Consider the following 15,755-nt stretch of genomic DNA (forward strand, 5'->3'; position numbering starts at 1 on the left):
CCCTAAAGCTTACCCCTTAATGACCAAACCCCGGAATGAATTACGTAAACAATTGCAAACTGCTTAACCCACAAGTGTTTCGGCTTTTCTTAGTGCCATTCGTATACGATTCCTACAGCCATGTTAAGGCTGGGGACTGGAGGAGCTATCGGTCAGATTCTGGTAGAGAAAAGGCAGCAGCAAGTAGTACAAACACAATCAAAACAAAGATAGGAGCAATCGCATGGAAGCTTCAAAAGTTGTCACCATCCCGAATCACTGGACATCACCAAAATACTCGTTAGGACAAAGAACCAAGCAGGGGATGATTGTAGGGGTTCAGTATTATCCACCCAATAATCTACTGACTGGTTTATGTACCGAATCTTGGCGTTATGCTGTGCTGGATAAAAACGATTTCTCAGAAGTGGCACATCTTGAAGAGGAGAAAATTCATCCGCTTATACCAATTGAATTACGTGCTGAACTTGAAGCTGAGATTGAAGCGTATCAGTGTAAACTACTAATTCTCAAGCACCAGTTAGGGGCAATATCCAATGCTTAAATCAGTATTCACGTACTAAGAATTACCTCTAATAATAGATGGCTTGACCAGAGTTAGAGGCGATTTTTCACAAAAGACAGCGATTGATCTCATATTGAATGAATGGGATGAATCGCCGTTCGCCGTTTTGGCCAATAGTCAATAGTATCGAGTGTACGAAAATCGTGAGAGATTCGTATGATTACTAATAACTTATGCTACGGCTTCAAGTGTTAGCATAAGTTACCAAGCTACTGGTTCGCCGAGATGGAAAAAACCACCACTGGGGCCATCATTCGGCAATATCGCTAATTCAACACCAGTTTTCGCGCCTAATGCGATGTCCATCATTGCACCTTCACCACCTAATTCAGTTTTTACCCAACCCGGATGAGCGCTATTAATCTTCACCGGAGTATTACGTAACTCATGAGCTAAATGAATAGTGAATGAGTTAACCGCTGCCTTGGAAGCATCATAAGCAAATGGTTTTGAATCATAAATGAATGAATTGGGGTCAGCATGAAGTGTTAACGAACCTTCAATACTCGACATATTTACAATTCGACCGCTAGGGCTATTCAATATTAACGGCAATGCTCGTTGAGTTAATTCCACTAAGCCAAAAAAGTTTGTGTTAAATGTCTGTCGAATAATCTCTACAGAAATAGAACTAGCATTACTGGTTAACCAGTCACCATCTAAAAACACACCTGCGTTATTGATCAAGACATCAAGCCTACCAAAAGAGTCACTAATCTGTTGAACGGCAGATTCAATTTTAGTACTATCAATGATATCCAGGGCAATTGGGTGAGCTATAACTCCTTCATTCTCCAAGTTACTCGCTGCTGTTTTAGCCGCATCTAAACTACGAGCTGCTATCAGAATTGTCAATCCATGTTGTCCGAGTTGACGACTCATTTCTAGCCCCAGACCTTTATTTGCACCAGTAATTAAAGCTACTTTGTTCTTTAGTTCGTCTTGCACCATCAATAAGTACTCCTGTGATGAATTTAGATCACATTTCAGAACAAGATGTTTAAGCTGAGTTTAAATACTGGGTTAATCGTCCCACAAAGTCTAAATATTGAAAACCTAGAAGAAAGGCTAGGTTAAACAGCAAACACTTGTTGGCATAATCATTGACGTGATTTTGCGATTCGCTCTCAATCCCATTTCAGAAAAAAGCCCAAAAACCGGGCTTTTTTTCATCCCTATTTTTATTTCGTCAACCCTGCCACTTCCTTTGTGACACTCATCCTGTATGGCTTTGAGGGCTTTCTAGTGACACCAAGTTCATAATTTAACCATGCCGCTTTTTGTGACATTCCTTTAATAGCAAGGGTTCTAGAGTTTTAACCAATCTTGCCGCTTTCTGTGACATCTATACACAGTAAGGCTTTTAGATGTCACGGCAGACCTTGCTGCTTTTTCATGCCGCTTTGTGATCTGATGCGACTAAAAGCTAAGGAACAGTTGAGCGATGCCTCCGGGCTGCTTTTTCATGCCACTTTGTGAGCCAATGCAACTGTAAAATATAGATGACGTTTAACCAAAATTCAGGCGGATCAACCAAAGAAAACCCCAGTTGCGCTCCCTAAACTCTTGGTAATTTCCCATTGTGTCTATATTTAAATATGGTATGAATTAATGCTCATCTCTGCTGATACCAAGATTCCTTTTCCACGCTCCCTAGTTTATGCTAGCTATCGTGACAAACTAGTTGAACTAGTTCCCTATATGCCAAACGTGCGTCGCATTACACTTTTATCACGTAGGGAAGCAGACAGTAATATTTATACTGTCAATGAATGGTACGGTGGCAGTGAAATTCCAGCAGCAGCAAGAGTTTTGCTCAGTGAAGATATGCTCTCTTGGACAGAATATAATACCTGGAATCAGGCAGATTTGACAGTTGAATGGCGTATTGAAACTCACACTTTTACAGAAGCAGTTAAGTGTTCTGGCAAAAATCGCTTTTTGCAAGATGGTAACAGTACAGTAATTGAAAGCCGTGGTGAACTAGTGATTGACCCGAAGCAAATCAAGGGAGTACCATTCTTCCTCACAAGTAAAATTGCTCATCTCGTTGAAGATTTATTAGGGAAAAATATACAACCAAACCTCCTAGCTATGAGCGCGGGAGTGCGCCAGTATCTAGAGCAAAATCCATTAGATTGAAAGGCAGCAAGTCAATCTAATGGCACACTAGTTCGTTTAAAAGCCCAATGATGGTCGGAGAGTAAATGTATAAAAAAAGCTAACTACTTACTATGCGTTCGCTATACTTGCTAATTCTAGCCAACGACTCAATTCTTTTTGGTTAATGATGCGTAATTTAGAGAAAGGGATACGACGTTTAGATGCCCAACGGTAGAGGGTTCGCAAACTAACTTTGTAACCTATTTGCTCATAGATATAGTCCGGTAATTCTCGCCCTAAAAGTGGAAATTCCAGATTTTCTAAATCAATGCCCAAATTGGTAAATCGTGCTTTATCCTTCATTAGTAACAATGAAACGTCAGATAAAGAATACTTTTTGAAAGGGTTTTGACGTTTCAGATATATCAGTCCTAATAGATAGCAGCATTCTTTGAGCATGACTTCTCGCTTGTAAGGCTGAACACCACATATTCTTAGACAGTTACGCCAAGTTCTTTGAGAAATATTCTTACCTAAAATATGTTCACAAGCTGTTTTCACCCAAGCAAGACTGTATGCTTCTTCAATATTGTGCATATTTTGTTGCTCCCTTTATTTCAGCAATGCCCAGGCTCAACCTGGGCGCGAAAATTACTCTTCTTCTCCCTGATTAGCAGTGTCGGCGGAAGTTTTCTCTCTCAAGCGCTTGTTAATCATTCTCTTGTTACTGCGTTCGACATAAACGCCAAAACCGTTTTCCCAAAATACACGGTGCAGTTCTGATAATTTCCAACCCTCAAAGTCGGCAAGTTCCTCCGCTTCTTCAAATAGTGCTGTTGGCACGTAAAGTTCAATTCTGGTCATTCCCTGTGCTTTTGTTCTAGGCATTGTTGCATCCATACTTAATCACCCAAATTATCAAATGATATTGGCTATGGGACAAGAACCCTACAAAATATAAAAATAATGTAGCTTTCTTATGTGATATGTAGCTTATTTATATTATATTGTTAGTGTAGTAGCACATAAGAAACAACTTATGCAAAAAGTCAAAGAAATTTTGCTGGCTGAAGGTATCGAGTTCGATGAGGGCGATATCGTGTCTGCCGCATCAGCTATTGGCATGGATGTTGATAATTTGAATGATGCCGAAGCCCAAGAAGTGGCAATTCAAGTTGCACAAGCCAAGAAATCAACTGCCCTGACCACTGCTAATGGCAAATCCAAGAATACGGGAGGTAAACTTGGTAAAAACTCACCCCGCCGTAAATCCACTCCTCAATTGCAAGGAGCTATCGCTCATGCATCCCAGGTTTCAAATCAAGAAATTCAATCCTTAGAAGATGTCCTTAACGTCGGGATTGACGCTTATACGACTGATAAAGCTGACCAGTTGTTATCAACGATTCGCAATGCCCCCAAGGACGTGGTGAGTAAGTTTGTCTCTAAGGCGATGGAGGAAGAAGCTGACGTGGAATCCTTTCGTGCAATCGGTAACGAACTCGTTGCGGGTATTTTCGGCGCTAACTTCGCGGATGCAGCCGAGTAAATTGATTGGATTAGCAGCAGTACTCAATCTGCTGCTATTAACTCTTGTATTAGGCGTGGCATTCTATGGAGCAACAACAAGAAACTTACAAGAAACCATTAAATATTCACCTGAAGAAGGACGGCGAGTTAAATCTGTCGGGGCTGACATTAAAAAACCTCACGAGCGAGGAATTCTTAATCGTCCAGCAACTTATTGATGAGTCGAGAGTGCGATCAAACAACGCCAATAGAGTTGAGGAGCTAATGCAGCGAGGTTTAATGGCTCAAGGGGTGATTGCAGCTTTTGCTATTTTGATGTTTTCGTTCATTGGCATATACGGTATTTATCGTTACGTCGGTCAACAAGTTGAACAAATTCAGGAGACGTATAGCAATGTTAGGTAAATGGCTTCCTGGTCTATTCGGTAGCAAAAATGACGGTGTAGTTTCAACGGATTTAAGGGTTGGTGATGCAACCGCTATTGAAGGAAATTTACCTTCATCAATCCGTGATCGCTACACATTACCTGCTTACACTACAGCACAGCAGGTTCTGGATGAGGCAGAAGTGGCTGGCACTTTGAAAGCACAGAAGTGGCTACACACTAAATTTTCCCGCCACAAGCTCAAGCAGTTACAATCCTTGGCAGAGATGTATAAAAACCAACTGGCATATTCCCAAGAAGCCATGAAGGTTGAGGAGGATTTGCAGCGTACCAGGGCGTTACATGGGGAGGCGGTGATCCGTCATGCTTTCGGTTCTATTGAGCAACAACGCCAGTTGGGGGGATATGAGAAAGCATTTGATGAGGTGGGAGATAGTTTCAGGTTCTGAATCAGGAGTCAGGAGTCAGGAGTCAGGAGTCACAATAAATGAGACAACCAGCAAGAACATTTCAAGATTTGATAGTTTGGCAAAAAGCGCATCGGTTTGTTTTATCAGTATATCGAATAACTAATGACTTTCCTAAATCAGAAATATATGGGCTTACATCACAGTTTAGAAGAGCAGCAATTTCTATTCCAGCAAATATTGCGGAAGGCTTTAAGAAAAAAGGATTAGCAGATAAAGCGAAATTTATGAATATTGCTCAAGGCTCTTTAGAAGAGTGTCGCTATTATTTAATTCTGTCAAGTGATCTGAAATATAGTGATATGTCAGAATTAATGCTGCTACTTGAAGAAGTTAGTAAACTGCTTACAAGTTATTCTAATTCCATTCTGACTCCTGGCTCCTGACTTCTGGATTCTGATTATGCAAATCAAGCTCTCTCATATAGGATATGCGGTGTGTGGGGTTGGCTTTTCTATGTTTATGGGTTATTTATCCGTTGCCAGCCCCGTTAGTCGATACATTCTTTGGTTTATTGGCATAATCTCCATCTGCTGCATATTTCTAGGGTTATTCAACTTTGGCGGATTAGTTGTTAAAGGTTTTGGTTTCAACCGCAAAACTTTCACCATTGGGTTAATGCCTGGGGTGATATTTCTGTTTGTCTTCTTGACTTTAGTTGCAGCCGGTGTTGCGTTGGGGGTGAGGTAAGTTTATGCCATTTGAACTAGAACGACTAACTGCCAGTGGGGTGATTCATGCAGAACGGACTATCTTATGTTCTTTAGGAGCGAGTGCAGTAATGTGTCTATCTGCTCCTTTTTTCTTAAATACTGACCGAATAACAACCGGGATGCTACTTGGTGCTGGGACGCTCAGTGCTGGACTGTTTGGGGTATCTGCTCAAATCAGCGAAAGCAAGGAAAAGGTGTACAAGTCTTTGCAAGAAGCTGACCTCAAATCACTTAAGCAACACTTGCAGGGGCAAGCGGCTTATGATTATGTCACCACTGCAATCGATGCCAAGCGCCAAGTTGCTGACTATGTGAATCGTCTGCCCGTTAATGAAAGACCCCGGTGGATTGCTGAATATCAGTTGCAAGGTTTGGTGACACTTCCCGAACCACCAGCACAGCAATCACCCTCACCGACTGGTATTCCCAATCCTGATATTGCCGACATTGATGAAGAGTCGGTTCAGTTGGTGATTAATCCGGGTTCCATGAAGGTTTTACAAGCGATCGCTGCTAATTATCCTGAGTACATCAGAATTGATGGTGCTTGGATTGATGAATTGTGTGATGCTGCATCTAATCAAAATATGACTCTTCGCAGTAATCACCATTTTTACCTATCTGGTGGTACACAATCTGGGAAGTCTACGCTGGCTGGAGTGATTATCAACAAAATTGGTGCAAAATCTCAAACGCCAGCAATTGTCATCGGCAGCGATCCAAAGGATGATGTCACCAGATGGTTGTGCAAGTTCAGCCGTAAGTTTGACGGCATGAAAGAACTAAAAAACTGGATTACCTTTGCCACAGACCAAATTGACAAACAGAAAGCAAGAGTATCAATTGTTGGTGGTGAATGTCAGGGCGTTCCCGAATTATTCCTTGCACAGGATGAGGTGGACTCTGTATTTGGTGGTGGCAAGGGACTTCCGGGAATGGTTGATGCTGATACTGCCAAAGACTTGCAAGGTTTTTGGAACTATGTGATCAAATTCACCGCCGGACTTAAAGGACATGGGGTGTTTATGGGCCAGTCTCCACTTTCTGGGGAAACCGGATTTAGCCGCCCGTCCTTGAAAAATGTTTGCTTTATTACGATGGGGCAGACATCGAGTTATATCCTTGACCATCCCCAGGATTTCGTAAACGTTAAAAAGGAGATTTTGGAAATCTTGCGACAGGCTTGCGAACTATTAGACAAAGCCGGAGTTCGATATGCCCTGGTGATTCCCACTCGGTCTAATCCCTTTGTTGCCCTAATCCCGGAATTTGATATCAAAGGTCTGGAACAAAAACAGGATTCCAAACCGAATGGTGAGACTGTTAATAGTTCTAAAAATAATCAGCAATCCTCACAGCAGCAGGTTGACTGGTATCAAGAAATTAGAAAATGGGCAACAGAATTAGGAAGAAGACCGCATTTTCAGGAAATCAAACAGAAGTGGCACGAATTAACGGGGCAAGAGTTAAACGAAAAGGGGGTAACTCTATTACTAGAAAATCTCGGATACCCAGACAATTAAACTGGAATGCTCGATATGGTAATCCCAAACAGTACAAGAAACAAGTAGCAATCGCTCACAGAAAAACTCACAATTATTGTGTAGTCTGTCTGACTAAGAAAAGTGAAGAGATCCATCACGCTTACTACGGTAACGACATCATTGGTCAATCTACATTTCCTACATGCTATCGGTGCCATGATGAGATTTGTCATAGTCCCACTAACTGGATAAAAAGCCGTACTAACCCAGTTTGGGGCAATCGTAATACTGATGAATTTATTATCAGATTACGATTAGGATATCAATTACTCTACGGAGGAATTAAGCGTCTTTAATTCGTTAAGCAATATTGTTAATTTTCTTAACAATGAAGTTTTAATTTAATTGGAGAAGAATTCTCATGTATAACGATGAATACGACAATTTAAGTTTTGAAGAACAGTTACACTTAACTGAATCCCTTATCAGACAACGACACAATCAGCAGATGTTCTTGCGGCGAAATGCCCAGCTGTTGCAGCAGGAGTTGGAGCTTGAAGCCGAACTGTTAAAAGAGAATCCAGAGTTAGCCCAGATGATTCATTTTCTTAATATGCAGGAGATTCAGAGTAATCAGCAAGGGCTACAGAATGTTTTAAGCTCAGAAGGATCACCTTCAAAAGAGCAAAGTGTTTGGAGTAAGTTTTTTGCGGGGTTGGAAGGTAATTATGGTGTGGACTAAATCAATTTCCTTGGGCGTTGCGCTCAACAGATGTTGGCACTGTTAGAGAAAACAAAAGCTAATTCAATTGATGAGTTTATCCAAAGCGAATTGAAATTAGACGGGATTTCACCAGAGCTTATCCGTTTGGGAATTTAAAAATTACTCCAAAATTCTCCAATTAAATATAAGTTCAATGCTTGGAATAATCAAAACTGAGAGTTTATATCATAAGAAAAATATCTAACCAAGGATTTAATCGGAAAATTTCAAGCTGCTTTGATAATAACCCATTTCGACTTTCTGATATTGTTTAGATATTTGTCAGCGTAGCGGAAAGCTGCTGCCTTATCGTATTTTGCTATATTTAGCGCTTGTAACAATACTTGTAAAGGAATTGCCACCTGTGTGAGCTTTTCGGCTAATATTACTGACTCTTCTTCTGTTGCTGCTACTGTCGCTTCTAATGGTTCAGATTTTATTTGCTTATTTATACGGTTATCTAACATTGCAGTATTAGCCATAAATGCACCTTCAAAACTTGTATAATGCAGTTTTACTGAAAGGCAGCATTGAATGAATCCGTGTTTATGCGAGACTTATTAATCAGCTAACTTCATCAATCCGCACAATTGCCGTAGCCAGTGCATCTTCATTAAAAATATCTCAATCTTTCTTAAATTTTCGTCCTACCAAGAGTTGCTGTGATTTTTAGAAAAGCGGCCCTAGAAGATGCTTTACAATTTCTCCAATTTTACAGGTAATCGTATTCCAATCTTCCCCTTCTTTGGCTAAAATACGTGAATTGCGATTCTCCCAGTAACCAGTTTAATCCGTTCCTGTTTATCCTGGCTCATAGTTAGGTATGCACCCTATTTTATCTGTTCTTATATTCTCCCAGGATTTGTATATCTTCCAAAAGTGGATGCTCCCAATAATCCTCTCTGCCACCAAGTATTGCCTAGCAGACCTACAACCTCAGCACTGCTATAACTGAGGCCACCAATGATAGCTCCGCTTGTTGCAATTTGTAGGCAATATATTATACACGTAATCCACTATTAGTAACTAATTGAGGAAAGCCCTAATGAACCTTGCTCAAGAATTGACTAACTTAGTTATCCAAGCTCAAGCTCATCTTCCTAAAGACAAGTTCGCTGTCATTGTTCAAACGACTGAAGAACTAAGACAATCGGAAATTCTCAAGGACAGCTTAAATATAGGCGATCGCGTCAAAGATTTTGCTTTACCAAACCTGAGTGGCAATGCAGTTGAACTCAACCAATTGCTGGCAACTGGGCCAGTAGTCATCAGTTTCTTTCGAGGAACATGGTGTCGATTCTGCAACTTAGAGTTGAAAGCGTTGCAGGATGTTTTGCCAGAAATTCAAGCTCTTGGTGCTTCCTTGGTCGCTATTTCGCCACAGACACCAGATTATTATTCGATGTCAACAGCGCAAGACAGTAGCTTAGATTTTGACGTTTTAAGCGATGTTGGTAATCAAGTGGCACGTAACTTTGGTATCGTTTACCAAATACCTGAGCCGTTGCGTCCAATCATGCAAGCCTTAGGTGCTGATCTTCCATCTGCCAACAAAGACGAAACTTTTGAATTGCCAGTACCAGCTACCTATATAATTGCTCCAGATGGTACAGTTGCTTATGCCTTTGTTGATCCAGACTTTACAAAGCGTGTAGAGCCGACGGAGATCATTGCAGTACTACAAGAACTACAGGCTGGCAATTAAGCCCCTACAACGTTTAACCTTAATGAACTAAATCAAACAGTAAAAAGCTATTTATTTAGTTACAGTAGCCGCATTGCTTTTCCTTTTTGCCCTCTTGTTTGTAACTTCTGTCACCTCCGGTTCTTCTGACTTACTGGAGTTAACCATTTTCACCAAGTGCTGATTTAGATAACTTTGTGCAGAGATATACAAACTTTCCCAAATCTCTTGATTACGACTGATTTTTGTACCGACTGTATTCCCTGCTGTTTTTTCCGATACCAAGTATTTGCGGAAGTAGTTATTCCACAAGTGTTGGAGAAAATCTTCGGCGAATTCGTTAAACGGCAGAATCCATTTATAGTCCTTAGAAAGAAATACCCGATATGATGCAATTATCGGTAGTGCCAAGTCGGTTGGCGCACCAAACCCAAATGAATACTTGCTGTCAGGCAACAACGTAGTCTTACGTATATCTATTGATGCTAAATCGTTGGTACCCTTCCTTCTGGGGTTAGTAATATGGTCTTGGATTATTTCATAGAGTCTTTGTTCTATCCACAAAGCATGAGTCAAGAGAGGCAGTAAGGCGGTTAATCTTTCCCTTTCTGCGTCTGTAATGTTACTTGGAAGACTCATCCCTACTGGGTGTTTGGTTCGTTTATTGCCGTCGGGGTTGTATTTATTTCTGTCTAGGCAGTAAAGCAGTTTCAGTAAATGGGTGACATTGCACTGAGCGTTTCTAGGAGCGCCACTTTGGTTTTGGTAATAGGCGATGCGAAATTTTCTATCTTCTGCTCTTTCTAACTGGGCTAAATACTGCTTGATGAATTTGTAATCACCTCTAGCGTTGACTTTGGAGCGAGAGTCTACTGGCGTTGTGGTATTACTTGCCAGGGCTATATCTTTAGCTGATTCCTCAGTCAGTCCGATGTGGATAGTAACTTTTACCCTAGCTTCGGTTAGGTCATATTTGTAATTTTTTGCTTGCTCAAAGGCTAAAACTGTATGCCCACCGTTGATAATCCCATCGCTACCCCCCTCGTTAGCTTCTAAAATTTCCAGTTCTAGCTCAGTTTTATTTCTGTTGGGTTTAACTTTATTGGCTGACAGAACAATTCCACTGTGGCGAGAGAAGAATTTTGCGGGTTCGGTCGTCAGCGAGTCGAAGATTTGTCTATAGGTCGCGCTTTTACGGTTCGGTTCGCGGATGTTCGGTTCTAGCGGTAGGTCTATCGGGAAGGTGTCTACGTGGGCGGTGGCGATGATGCAGTTGGGGTTGGCTTGAAAATAGTTATCTATCTTAATATTCCAAGTCTTGGGCATAGTTTATTTCTTGGGAACTAGAATTTCTATGTTAACCAAAACCCTGACCCTAATATCGCATTTCCTAAAATAACGAGTACCGTTAGAGATTGACCTACAACATATTTCAGCATCTGCTCCCGTCAAATTATTTGTGGAGACTTTCCACGAGGTTTGGGTGGTTGGGCTGGAGTACCAATCGCCGCAAAAACTCCTCCCAACGCTAAAGATAGCTGTGATACTAAGTTAGTTACAAGCGCAACGAAATATATCACATCAAAAGTGTGACCAAAATCATCTGCCTCAAAAATCCTTAACCATATTATTTAAGTCCCAACTGTAAGTCAAAAAAGCGTTAGATAGCCGCTTGTTTCAACTACACCCACTTCTAGACTCAGGTGTATTTTTTTTAAGATTCATGGAGCGACAAAATTTTATCGCATCAACCATAACTTATGATGTGGCAGGAAACCTAATAACTGAAAAAACCGACAACAACAGTGATAGAGAGGTAGATACAGTTAATACCCATACTTATAAACTTACGTTTGAAAGCTCTGACTCCGACGGTGATGGCAAGGGTGATGAGATCACCATTTGTACATATGATGAGGGCAGCAAAGAGACATCCTCTAGCTACTAGTTATCACCGAAACAGAAACATAATTATTTTTGGTCAAAATACAACTTATTTTAGTAAGCAAAATGGTTAATTCAAATACTGTGGTTTTAAATAGCAAGGGTTGGTATTTAAATGCTTTACCGTCAACTTTGTTAGGCACATGGACTAACGATGAAGATGTAGTTAGCGTCAATACCGATGATGATATTGCTATTGAGGTTAACTCCGATGTCACGGTTAATACTTTGGAGGGAGACGACAAAATCTCCGGTACTAGTACTAGCGTTGGTAATAATGACGATGGCAATATAGATGATATTGGAATTGCTAATGCAGGCACTATTAATACTGGCAAGGGTAATGATAGGCTCACTGGTACTGGCAACTTCACAGGAATCTACAATGCCTATAAAAGCACCATTAATACTGGCGCGGATCATGACACAATAATTGCTACTGGCAACTACGTAGGCATCTACAACCAGGGTACTATTAACACTGATGACGGTGATGACACAATCACTGTTACAGGCAATTACGCAGGCGTCTATAACTTGAATCGCATCAATACTGGTAAAGGTAAAGATATCATCACTGGCTCTGGTACCAATAATGGCATCTGGAACGACTATGCCAGCAAAATCGATACCGGTTCTGGCGACGATATCATAACTGGCACTACTGACGGCGAGTCCGGCATCATCAACTTCAAGCTCTTTAAACTCGATGGCACTACTATAGATGGTATAATCGATACGGGTACTGGGAACGACACAATTACTGGCACTGGTGGTTTAAACGGCATCGGCAACGGTGGCACAATTAATACGGGTACTGGGAACGATACAGTTTCTGGCACTGGTCAGAACGGCATCCAAAACAGTGGCACAATCAATACGGGTACTGGGAACGACACAATTACTGGCATTGGTAATAACGGCATCGACAACAGTGGTACTATTCGTACTGAGGCTGGTAACGATATTGTCGATGGTCTAACAGGTGGCTTTGTTGGCAATGGCAGTATTATTGTTGGAGATGGCAATGATATCGTCAAAGGATTTGGGGGTGGATTCTTTGATGGTGGGAATGGCAAAGATCAGCTGCTGTTTGATTTTGGAACCTACACTGTCTCAGGTAGTGCAAATTCTGCTGGCTTCTATACAATCAGCAATGGTATAACAGATATGCTGGTACAGAATTTCGATCTGATTAGTAGTACCAATAATCCGGCAACCATTTTTTCTTTCTCTAGTGTTATTGGTCAGACTTTTACGGTATGAACTGTGCCCAACAGCCCCTCTTCAAATGCAGAAGGCTGCTACAGCATTAATCACTGCCTTTAGGCACTTGCCATGAATTAAATCGCTCAGGCAGTCGCTCATGGGGAAACCTCTTCCGTCGCTGTCGCACAAGGCTATAGTAGTTAAACATTTGTGCCGAGCGCACCTGTTGGGCGAAGGCGACGGTGAGCGATTTTATTTTTTTGTTCTCCCTACACTCAGAGGCTGTTTCTAAAGAAAAGTAAAGCTAATACTTTGGAGGAGTAAGAGAACATTCCTAGAAAGAGACAGCACTTCCGGCAGATATGAGGTACATCCATCCTCAAAGCTGAAAGCTATGCTAGGAGAGGAGCAAGGAGAAAACTGTATTGCATAATAGCGGGAAGTGCTGTAAGGATGATGAAAGGGGTGAGAAACGCTTTATATCCACTTATAACGTCACCTCGTTTCATGATTGCTTCGTGTCACAGTTCAAAGCATTTGCACACCACCACTCACGGGTAAATATGCCCCGGTAATAAATTTTGCTTCGTCAGATGCTAACAGCAAAATGGCTCCGGCAACATCCTCTGGCAGCCCATTTCGCTTTAATGGCACCATTTGAGCCGAAACGTCTTTATGTTCTTGAGGTAATCGGGCTGTGGCATCGGTCAGGGTTAATCCAGGCGAAACGACATTAGCACGAATGCCGTGAGGGCCAAGTTCCAGTGCTAGACTTTTGATGAAGGCATCTAATCCAGATTTGGCGGTACTATGAGCGATAAATCCTTCTCCTGGATGGCGAGATAAGCTACTGCTGACAGCAATGATGCAACCTCGCTTGTGTTCTATCATCGAGGGAACAACTGCTTTACAGGGCAAGAAAGCGCCTTTGAGTTCTCCGACCAATTTTGCTTCAAAGTCTGACCACTGGTAATCCACAAAAGGAGCCATTGCAAAATTCGCGTTAGCATTAATTACCAACGTATCAATAACACCAAAGGTATCTACAACCTGCTGCACCATTGCATCTACAAGTTGTGGATCGCGCACATCGGCTTTAACTGCCATTGCCCGACCACCATCAGACGTAATCAATTCAACAACTTCCACAGCGGCGGCTTCACTGCCATAGTAATTTACGCCAACCGCAGCACCATGCTGTCCTAACAGTTTGGCGGTTGCTGCACCAATGCCGCGACTTGCGCCTGTGATCAAAACAACCCGATCATGCAGCAACTGGCTAGTATTTGAAGTTTGTTGAAGTTGGGTCGCAACCATAATTTTCTCCTTCTATTTTGCTATGGTTTTAATCTCTCCTTTTTCACTTTGAGGAGAGAACAATATGACAATTATCCTGAAACTCAGACATCATCAAGAATCGAGCGATCGCTGACTGAACATCTACCAAATCCAGAGAAAACAGAGCATCCTGAACAATCAGTTCCGGCAAGATGTTTTAAACATCCGCATCGGCTGCTGAACTGGCTCGAAATCTTCGGGATTGTTTAGGCTTGAACTTCAGGAGGTGCTTGGTCAGGATCAATTAACGGACTTCCAGATTGTTTATCTTCTGCAAGGGTCGGTTCAATCGCTTGGGGCGATAGTTTCCCATCCCTTCCCACCTGTTTAACCTCGGTCGTATCTTTTGGTTCAGTTACCGGAAGTTCGTTATTCCGTCGTGCGGCGCGTTCGCTCAAATAAGTTAACCAGGAAGGCGACCATGCTGAGTGGCTGTCCCTGCCAAATGCCCGCTCTTTGCCAATTCCACCCGGTTCTGGTAGAAGCTGATTTACCAAACTGAATAGATTAGTACTTAGTCCGGGGAACAGGGCATAGAATTTGACCGAGAGCCAGGTTGGGAAAGGCACAATGACTTCCGTAGCGCCCCGGCGTAGTCCAGCGATTGTGGCACGAGCAACCTTTTCTGCGCTGGCAGAAATCAACGGTAGCGAATCACTAATGCTGAACCAAGCAAATTCCTTGCGGTGTTGCCCTTTGATCACGGCATGATCCACAACTCCAGTGCGAATGAAACCAGGACATACGGTTGTAACGGTAATTCCATCTTTTGCCAACTCGGTTCTCATTCCTTGGGACAGCCCAACCAGGGCAAATTTGCTGGCACAATACCCGACCATGTGCGGAGATGCCACTTTTCCTCCGACGGAGGAGATATTTACAATTCGTCCGCTCTTTTGCTGCCGCATCTCTGGCAAAACGCCATAGGTTGCGTAGAGCGGTGCCCAAAAATGCAGTTTCATCAGATCGTCGTAGTCCTGCATGTTCAAGGTTTCTAGTGGACCAATAATATCCGTTCCGGCATTGTTGATGAGAATGTCGATTCTTCCAAAGCGCTCTTTTACCTGTTGTACCATTTGCTCAACCTGAGCTTGATCTGTCACGTTACAGGTCAGCGCGAAAACTTCTTTACCTCGTTGCTCCAGTTCGGTTCGTGCGCGTTCAAGTTCTGCTTCATCCCGCGCACAGATCGCTATCCGTGCGCCTGCATCAATCAACTGGCGTGCCATCACCAGCCCCAATCCGCGTGAACCACCTGTGAGCAGAATCGTTTTTCCTTGCAGGTCATAAATCCGTTCGCGCCACCAGCGATCTAGCAGCAGGAAACCGGGTAGTAAGGCGAATGCAAAGGCGATGAGCCTGAGTAGGCTGTCATAGTTAATATGCATTAATTAAAAACTCCTGATGACTCCGATAGATTGGCGATATCAATTCATTGAATTGAAAACGACTCAAGCACCGACAGTGACGCGATCGCTGATTTGCATTTCCAGAACTTCTTCAATGCGTTGAATTGTTGCCCAAGACAGTTGTTTACCCGATGCATTAGCGTTTTCCTGTACTTGTGCT

19 protein-coding genes are annotated in these 15,755 nt (G+C 42.3%); 12 read left to right on the forward strand and 7 right to left on the reverse strand.

What is annotated here, in order from left to right; all coding sequences use genetic code 11:
- Window positions 1-223: 223 nt before the first annotated feature.
- A complete protein-coding gene (locus H6G26_RS31450; protein ID WP_190734566.1) occupies window positions 224-544 on the forward strand; it encodes a hypothetical protein in 321 nt (106 codons plus the stop codon).
- Window positions 545-766: 222 nt separating this feature from the next.
- On the opposite strand, the gene H6G26_RS31455 is transcribed toward H6G26_RS31450, so the two are convergent.
- Window positions 767-1,516, reverse strand: coding sequence for an SDR family oxidoreductase (locus tag H6G26_RS31455; RefSeq protein ID WP_190734568.1), 750 nt, complete (start codon window positions 1,514-1,516; stop codon window positions 767-769).
- A gap of 660 nt (window positions 1,517-2,176) precedes the next feature.
- Here H6G26_RS31455 and H6G26_RS31460 point away from each other — a divergent pair.
- Entirely contained in the window at window positions 2,177-2,707 is a 531-nt protein-coding gene (locus H6G26_RS31460; protein WP_190734570.1) for a hypothetical protein, read from the forward strand.
- Window positions 2,708-2,797: 90 nt separating this feature from the next.
- On the opposite strand, the gene H6G26_RS31465 is transcribed toward H6G26_RS31460, so the two are convergent.
- Complete coding sequence (locus tag H6G26_RS31465; RefSeq protein WP_190734572.1) at window positions 2,798-3,265, reverse strand: helix-turn-helix domain-containing protein; 468 nt, start codon at window positions 3,263-3,265, stop codon at window positions 2,798-2,800.
- Between the two features lie 54 nt (window positions 3,266-3,319).
- A complete protein-coding gene (locus H6G26_RS31470; protein ID WP_242053993.1) occupies window positions 3,320-3,556 on the reverse strand; it encodes a hypothetical protein in 237 nt (78 codons plus the stop codon).
- Between the two features lie 211 nt (window positions 3,557-3,767).
- Between H6G26_RS31470 and H6G26_RS31475 the strand changes: the two genes are divergently transcribed.
- From H6G26_RS31475 to H6G26_RS31505, 7 genes are all read left to right on the forward strand, one after another.
- Window positions 3,768-4,217, forward strand: coding sequence for a hypothetical protein (locus H6G26_RS31475; RefSeq protein ID WP_347242534.1), 450 nt, complete (start codon window positions 3,768-3,770; stop codon window positions 4,215-4,217).
- 65 nt (window positions 4,218-4,282) lie between these two features.
- Window positions 4,283-4,603, forward strand: a complete 321-nt coding sequence (locus tag H6G26_RS31480) for a hypothetical protein (RefSeq protein WP_190734578.1) — start codon at window positions 4,283-4,285, stop codon at window positions 4,601-4,603.
- Window positions 4,593-5,033, forward strand: coding sequence for a hypothetical protein (locus H6G26_RS31485; RefSeq protein ID WP_190734580.1), 441 nt, complete (start codon window positions 4,593-4,595; stop codon window positions 5,031-5,033). Before H6G26_RS31480 ends, H6G26_RS31485 begins: the two co-directional genes overlap by 11 nt.
- Before the next feature lie 38 nt (window positions 5,034-5,071).
- Window positions 5,072-5,437, forward strand: coding sequence for a four helix bundle protein (locus tag H6G26_RS31490; protein WP_190734582.1), 366 nt, complete (start codon window positions 5,072-5,074; stop codon window positions 5,435-5,437).
- Between the two features lie 16 nt (window positions 5,438-5,453).
- A complete protein-coding gene (locus tag H6G26_RS31495) occupies window positions 5,454-5,741 on the forward strand; it encodes a hypothetical protein (RefSeq protein WP_190734584.1) in 288 nt (95 codons plus the stop codon).
- 4 nt (window positions 5,742-5,745) lie between these two features.
- Entirely contained in the window at window positions 5,746-7,287 is a 1,542-nt protein-coding gene (locus tag H6G26_RS31500) for a hypothetical protein (RefSeq protein WP_190734586.1), read from the forward strand.
- 382 nt (window positions 7,288-7,669) lie between these two features.
- A complete protein-coding gene (locus H6G26_RS31505) occupies window positions 7,670-7,990 on the forward strand; it encodes a hypothetical protein (protein ID WP_190734589.1) in 321 nt (106 codons plus the stop codon).
- A 248-nt stretch (window positions 7,991-8,238) separates the two neighbouring features.
- Here H6G26_RS31505 and H6G26_RS31510 read toward each other — a convergent pair whose 3' ends face one another.
- Window positions 8,239-8,493, reverse strand: a complete 255-nt coding sequence (locus H6G26_RS31510) for a hypothetical protein (protein WP_190734591.1) — start codon at window positions 8,491-8,493, stop codon at window positions 8,239-8,241.
- Between the two features lie 563 nt (window positions 8,494-9,056).
- On the opposite strand from H6G26_RS31510, the gene H6G26_RS31515 reads away from it, so the two are divergent.
- Window positions 9,057-9,716 carry a peroxiredoxin-like family protein gene (locus H6G26_RS31515; protein ID WP_190734593.1) on the forward strand — a complete coding sequence of 220 codons (660 nt, stop codon included), beginning with the start codon at window positions 9,057-9,059 and terminating at the stop codon, window positions 9,714-9,716.
- Window positions 9,717-9,767: 51 nt separating this feature from the next.
- On the opposite strand, the gene H6G26_RS31520 is transcribed toward H6G26_RS31515, so the two are convergent.
- Window positions 9,768-11,021 (reverse strand): AIPR family protein, encoded by a 1,254-nt coding sequence (locus H6G26_RS31520; RefSeq protein ID WP_190734595.1) that lies wholly within the window; start codon window positions 11,019-11,021, stop codon window positions 9,768-9,770.
- A gap of 684 nt (window positions 11,022-11,705) precedes the next feature.
- On the opposite strand from H6G26_RS31520, the gene H6G26_RS31525 reads away from it, so the two are divergent.
- Complete coding sequence (locus H6G26_RS31525) at window positions 11,706-12,905, forward strand: hypothetical protein (protein ID WP_190734597.1); 1,200 nt, start codon at window positions 11,706-11,708, stop codon at window positions 12,903-12,905.
- A gap of 471 nt (window positions 12,906-13,376) precedes the next feature.
- Here the strand turns inward: H6G26_RS31525 and H6G26_RS31530 are convergent, their stop codons facing one another.
- On the reverse strand, window positions 13,377-14,165 hold the full coding sequence (locus H6G26_RS31530; RefSeq protein WP_190734599.1) for an SDR family oxidoreductase: 789 nt from the start codon (window positions 14,163-14,165) through the stop codon (window positions 13,377-13,379).
- Window positions 14,166-14,213: 48 nt separating this feature from the next.
- Here H6G26_RS31530 and H6G26_RS31535 point away from each other — a divergent pair, with 48 nt between their 5' ends.
- Window positions 14,214-14,396, forward strand: coding sequence for a hypothetical protein (locus H6G26_RS31535; RefSeq protein WP_190734601.1), 183 nt, complete (start codon window positions 14,214-14,216; stop codon window positions 14,394-14,396).
- On the opposite strand, the gene H6G26_RS31540 is transcribed toward H6G26_RS31535, so the two are convergent.
- Window positions 14,393-15,574: an SDR family NAD(P)-dependent oxidoreductase gene (locus H6G26_RS31540; protein ID WP_190734607.1), complete on the reverse strand. Its 1,182-nt coding sequence runs from the start codon at window positions 15,572-15,574 to the stop codon at window positions 14,393-14,395. The two genes, H6G26_RS31535 and H6G26_RS31540, sit on opposite strands and share 4 nt — an antisense overlap.
- Between the last annotated feature and the right edge of the window lie 181 nt (window positions 15,575-15,755).

This window comes from Nostoc sp. FACHB-888, assembly GCF_014696655.1.
GTDB lineage: Bacteria > Cyanobacteriota > Cyanobacteriia > Cyanobacteriales > Nostocaceae > Nostoc.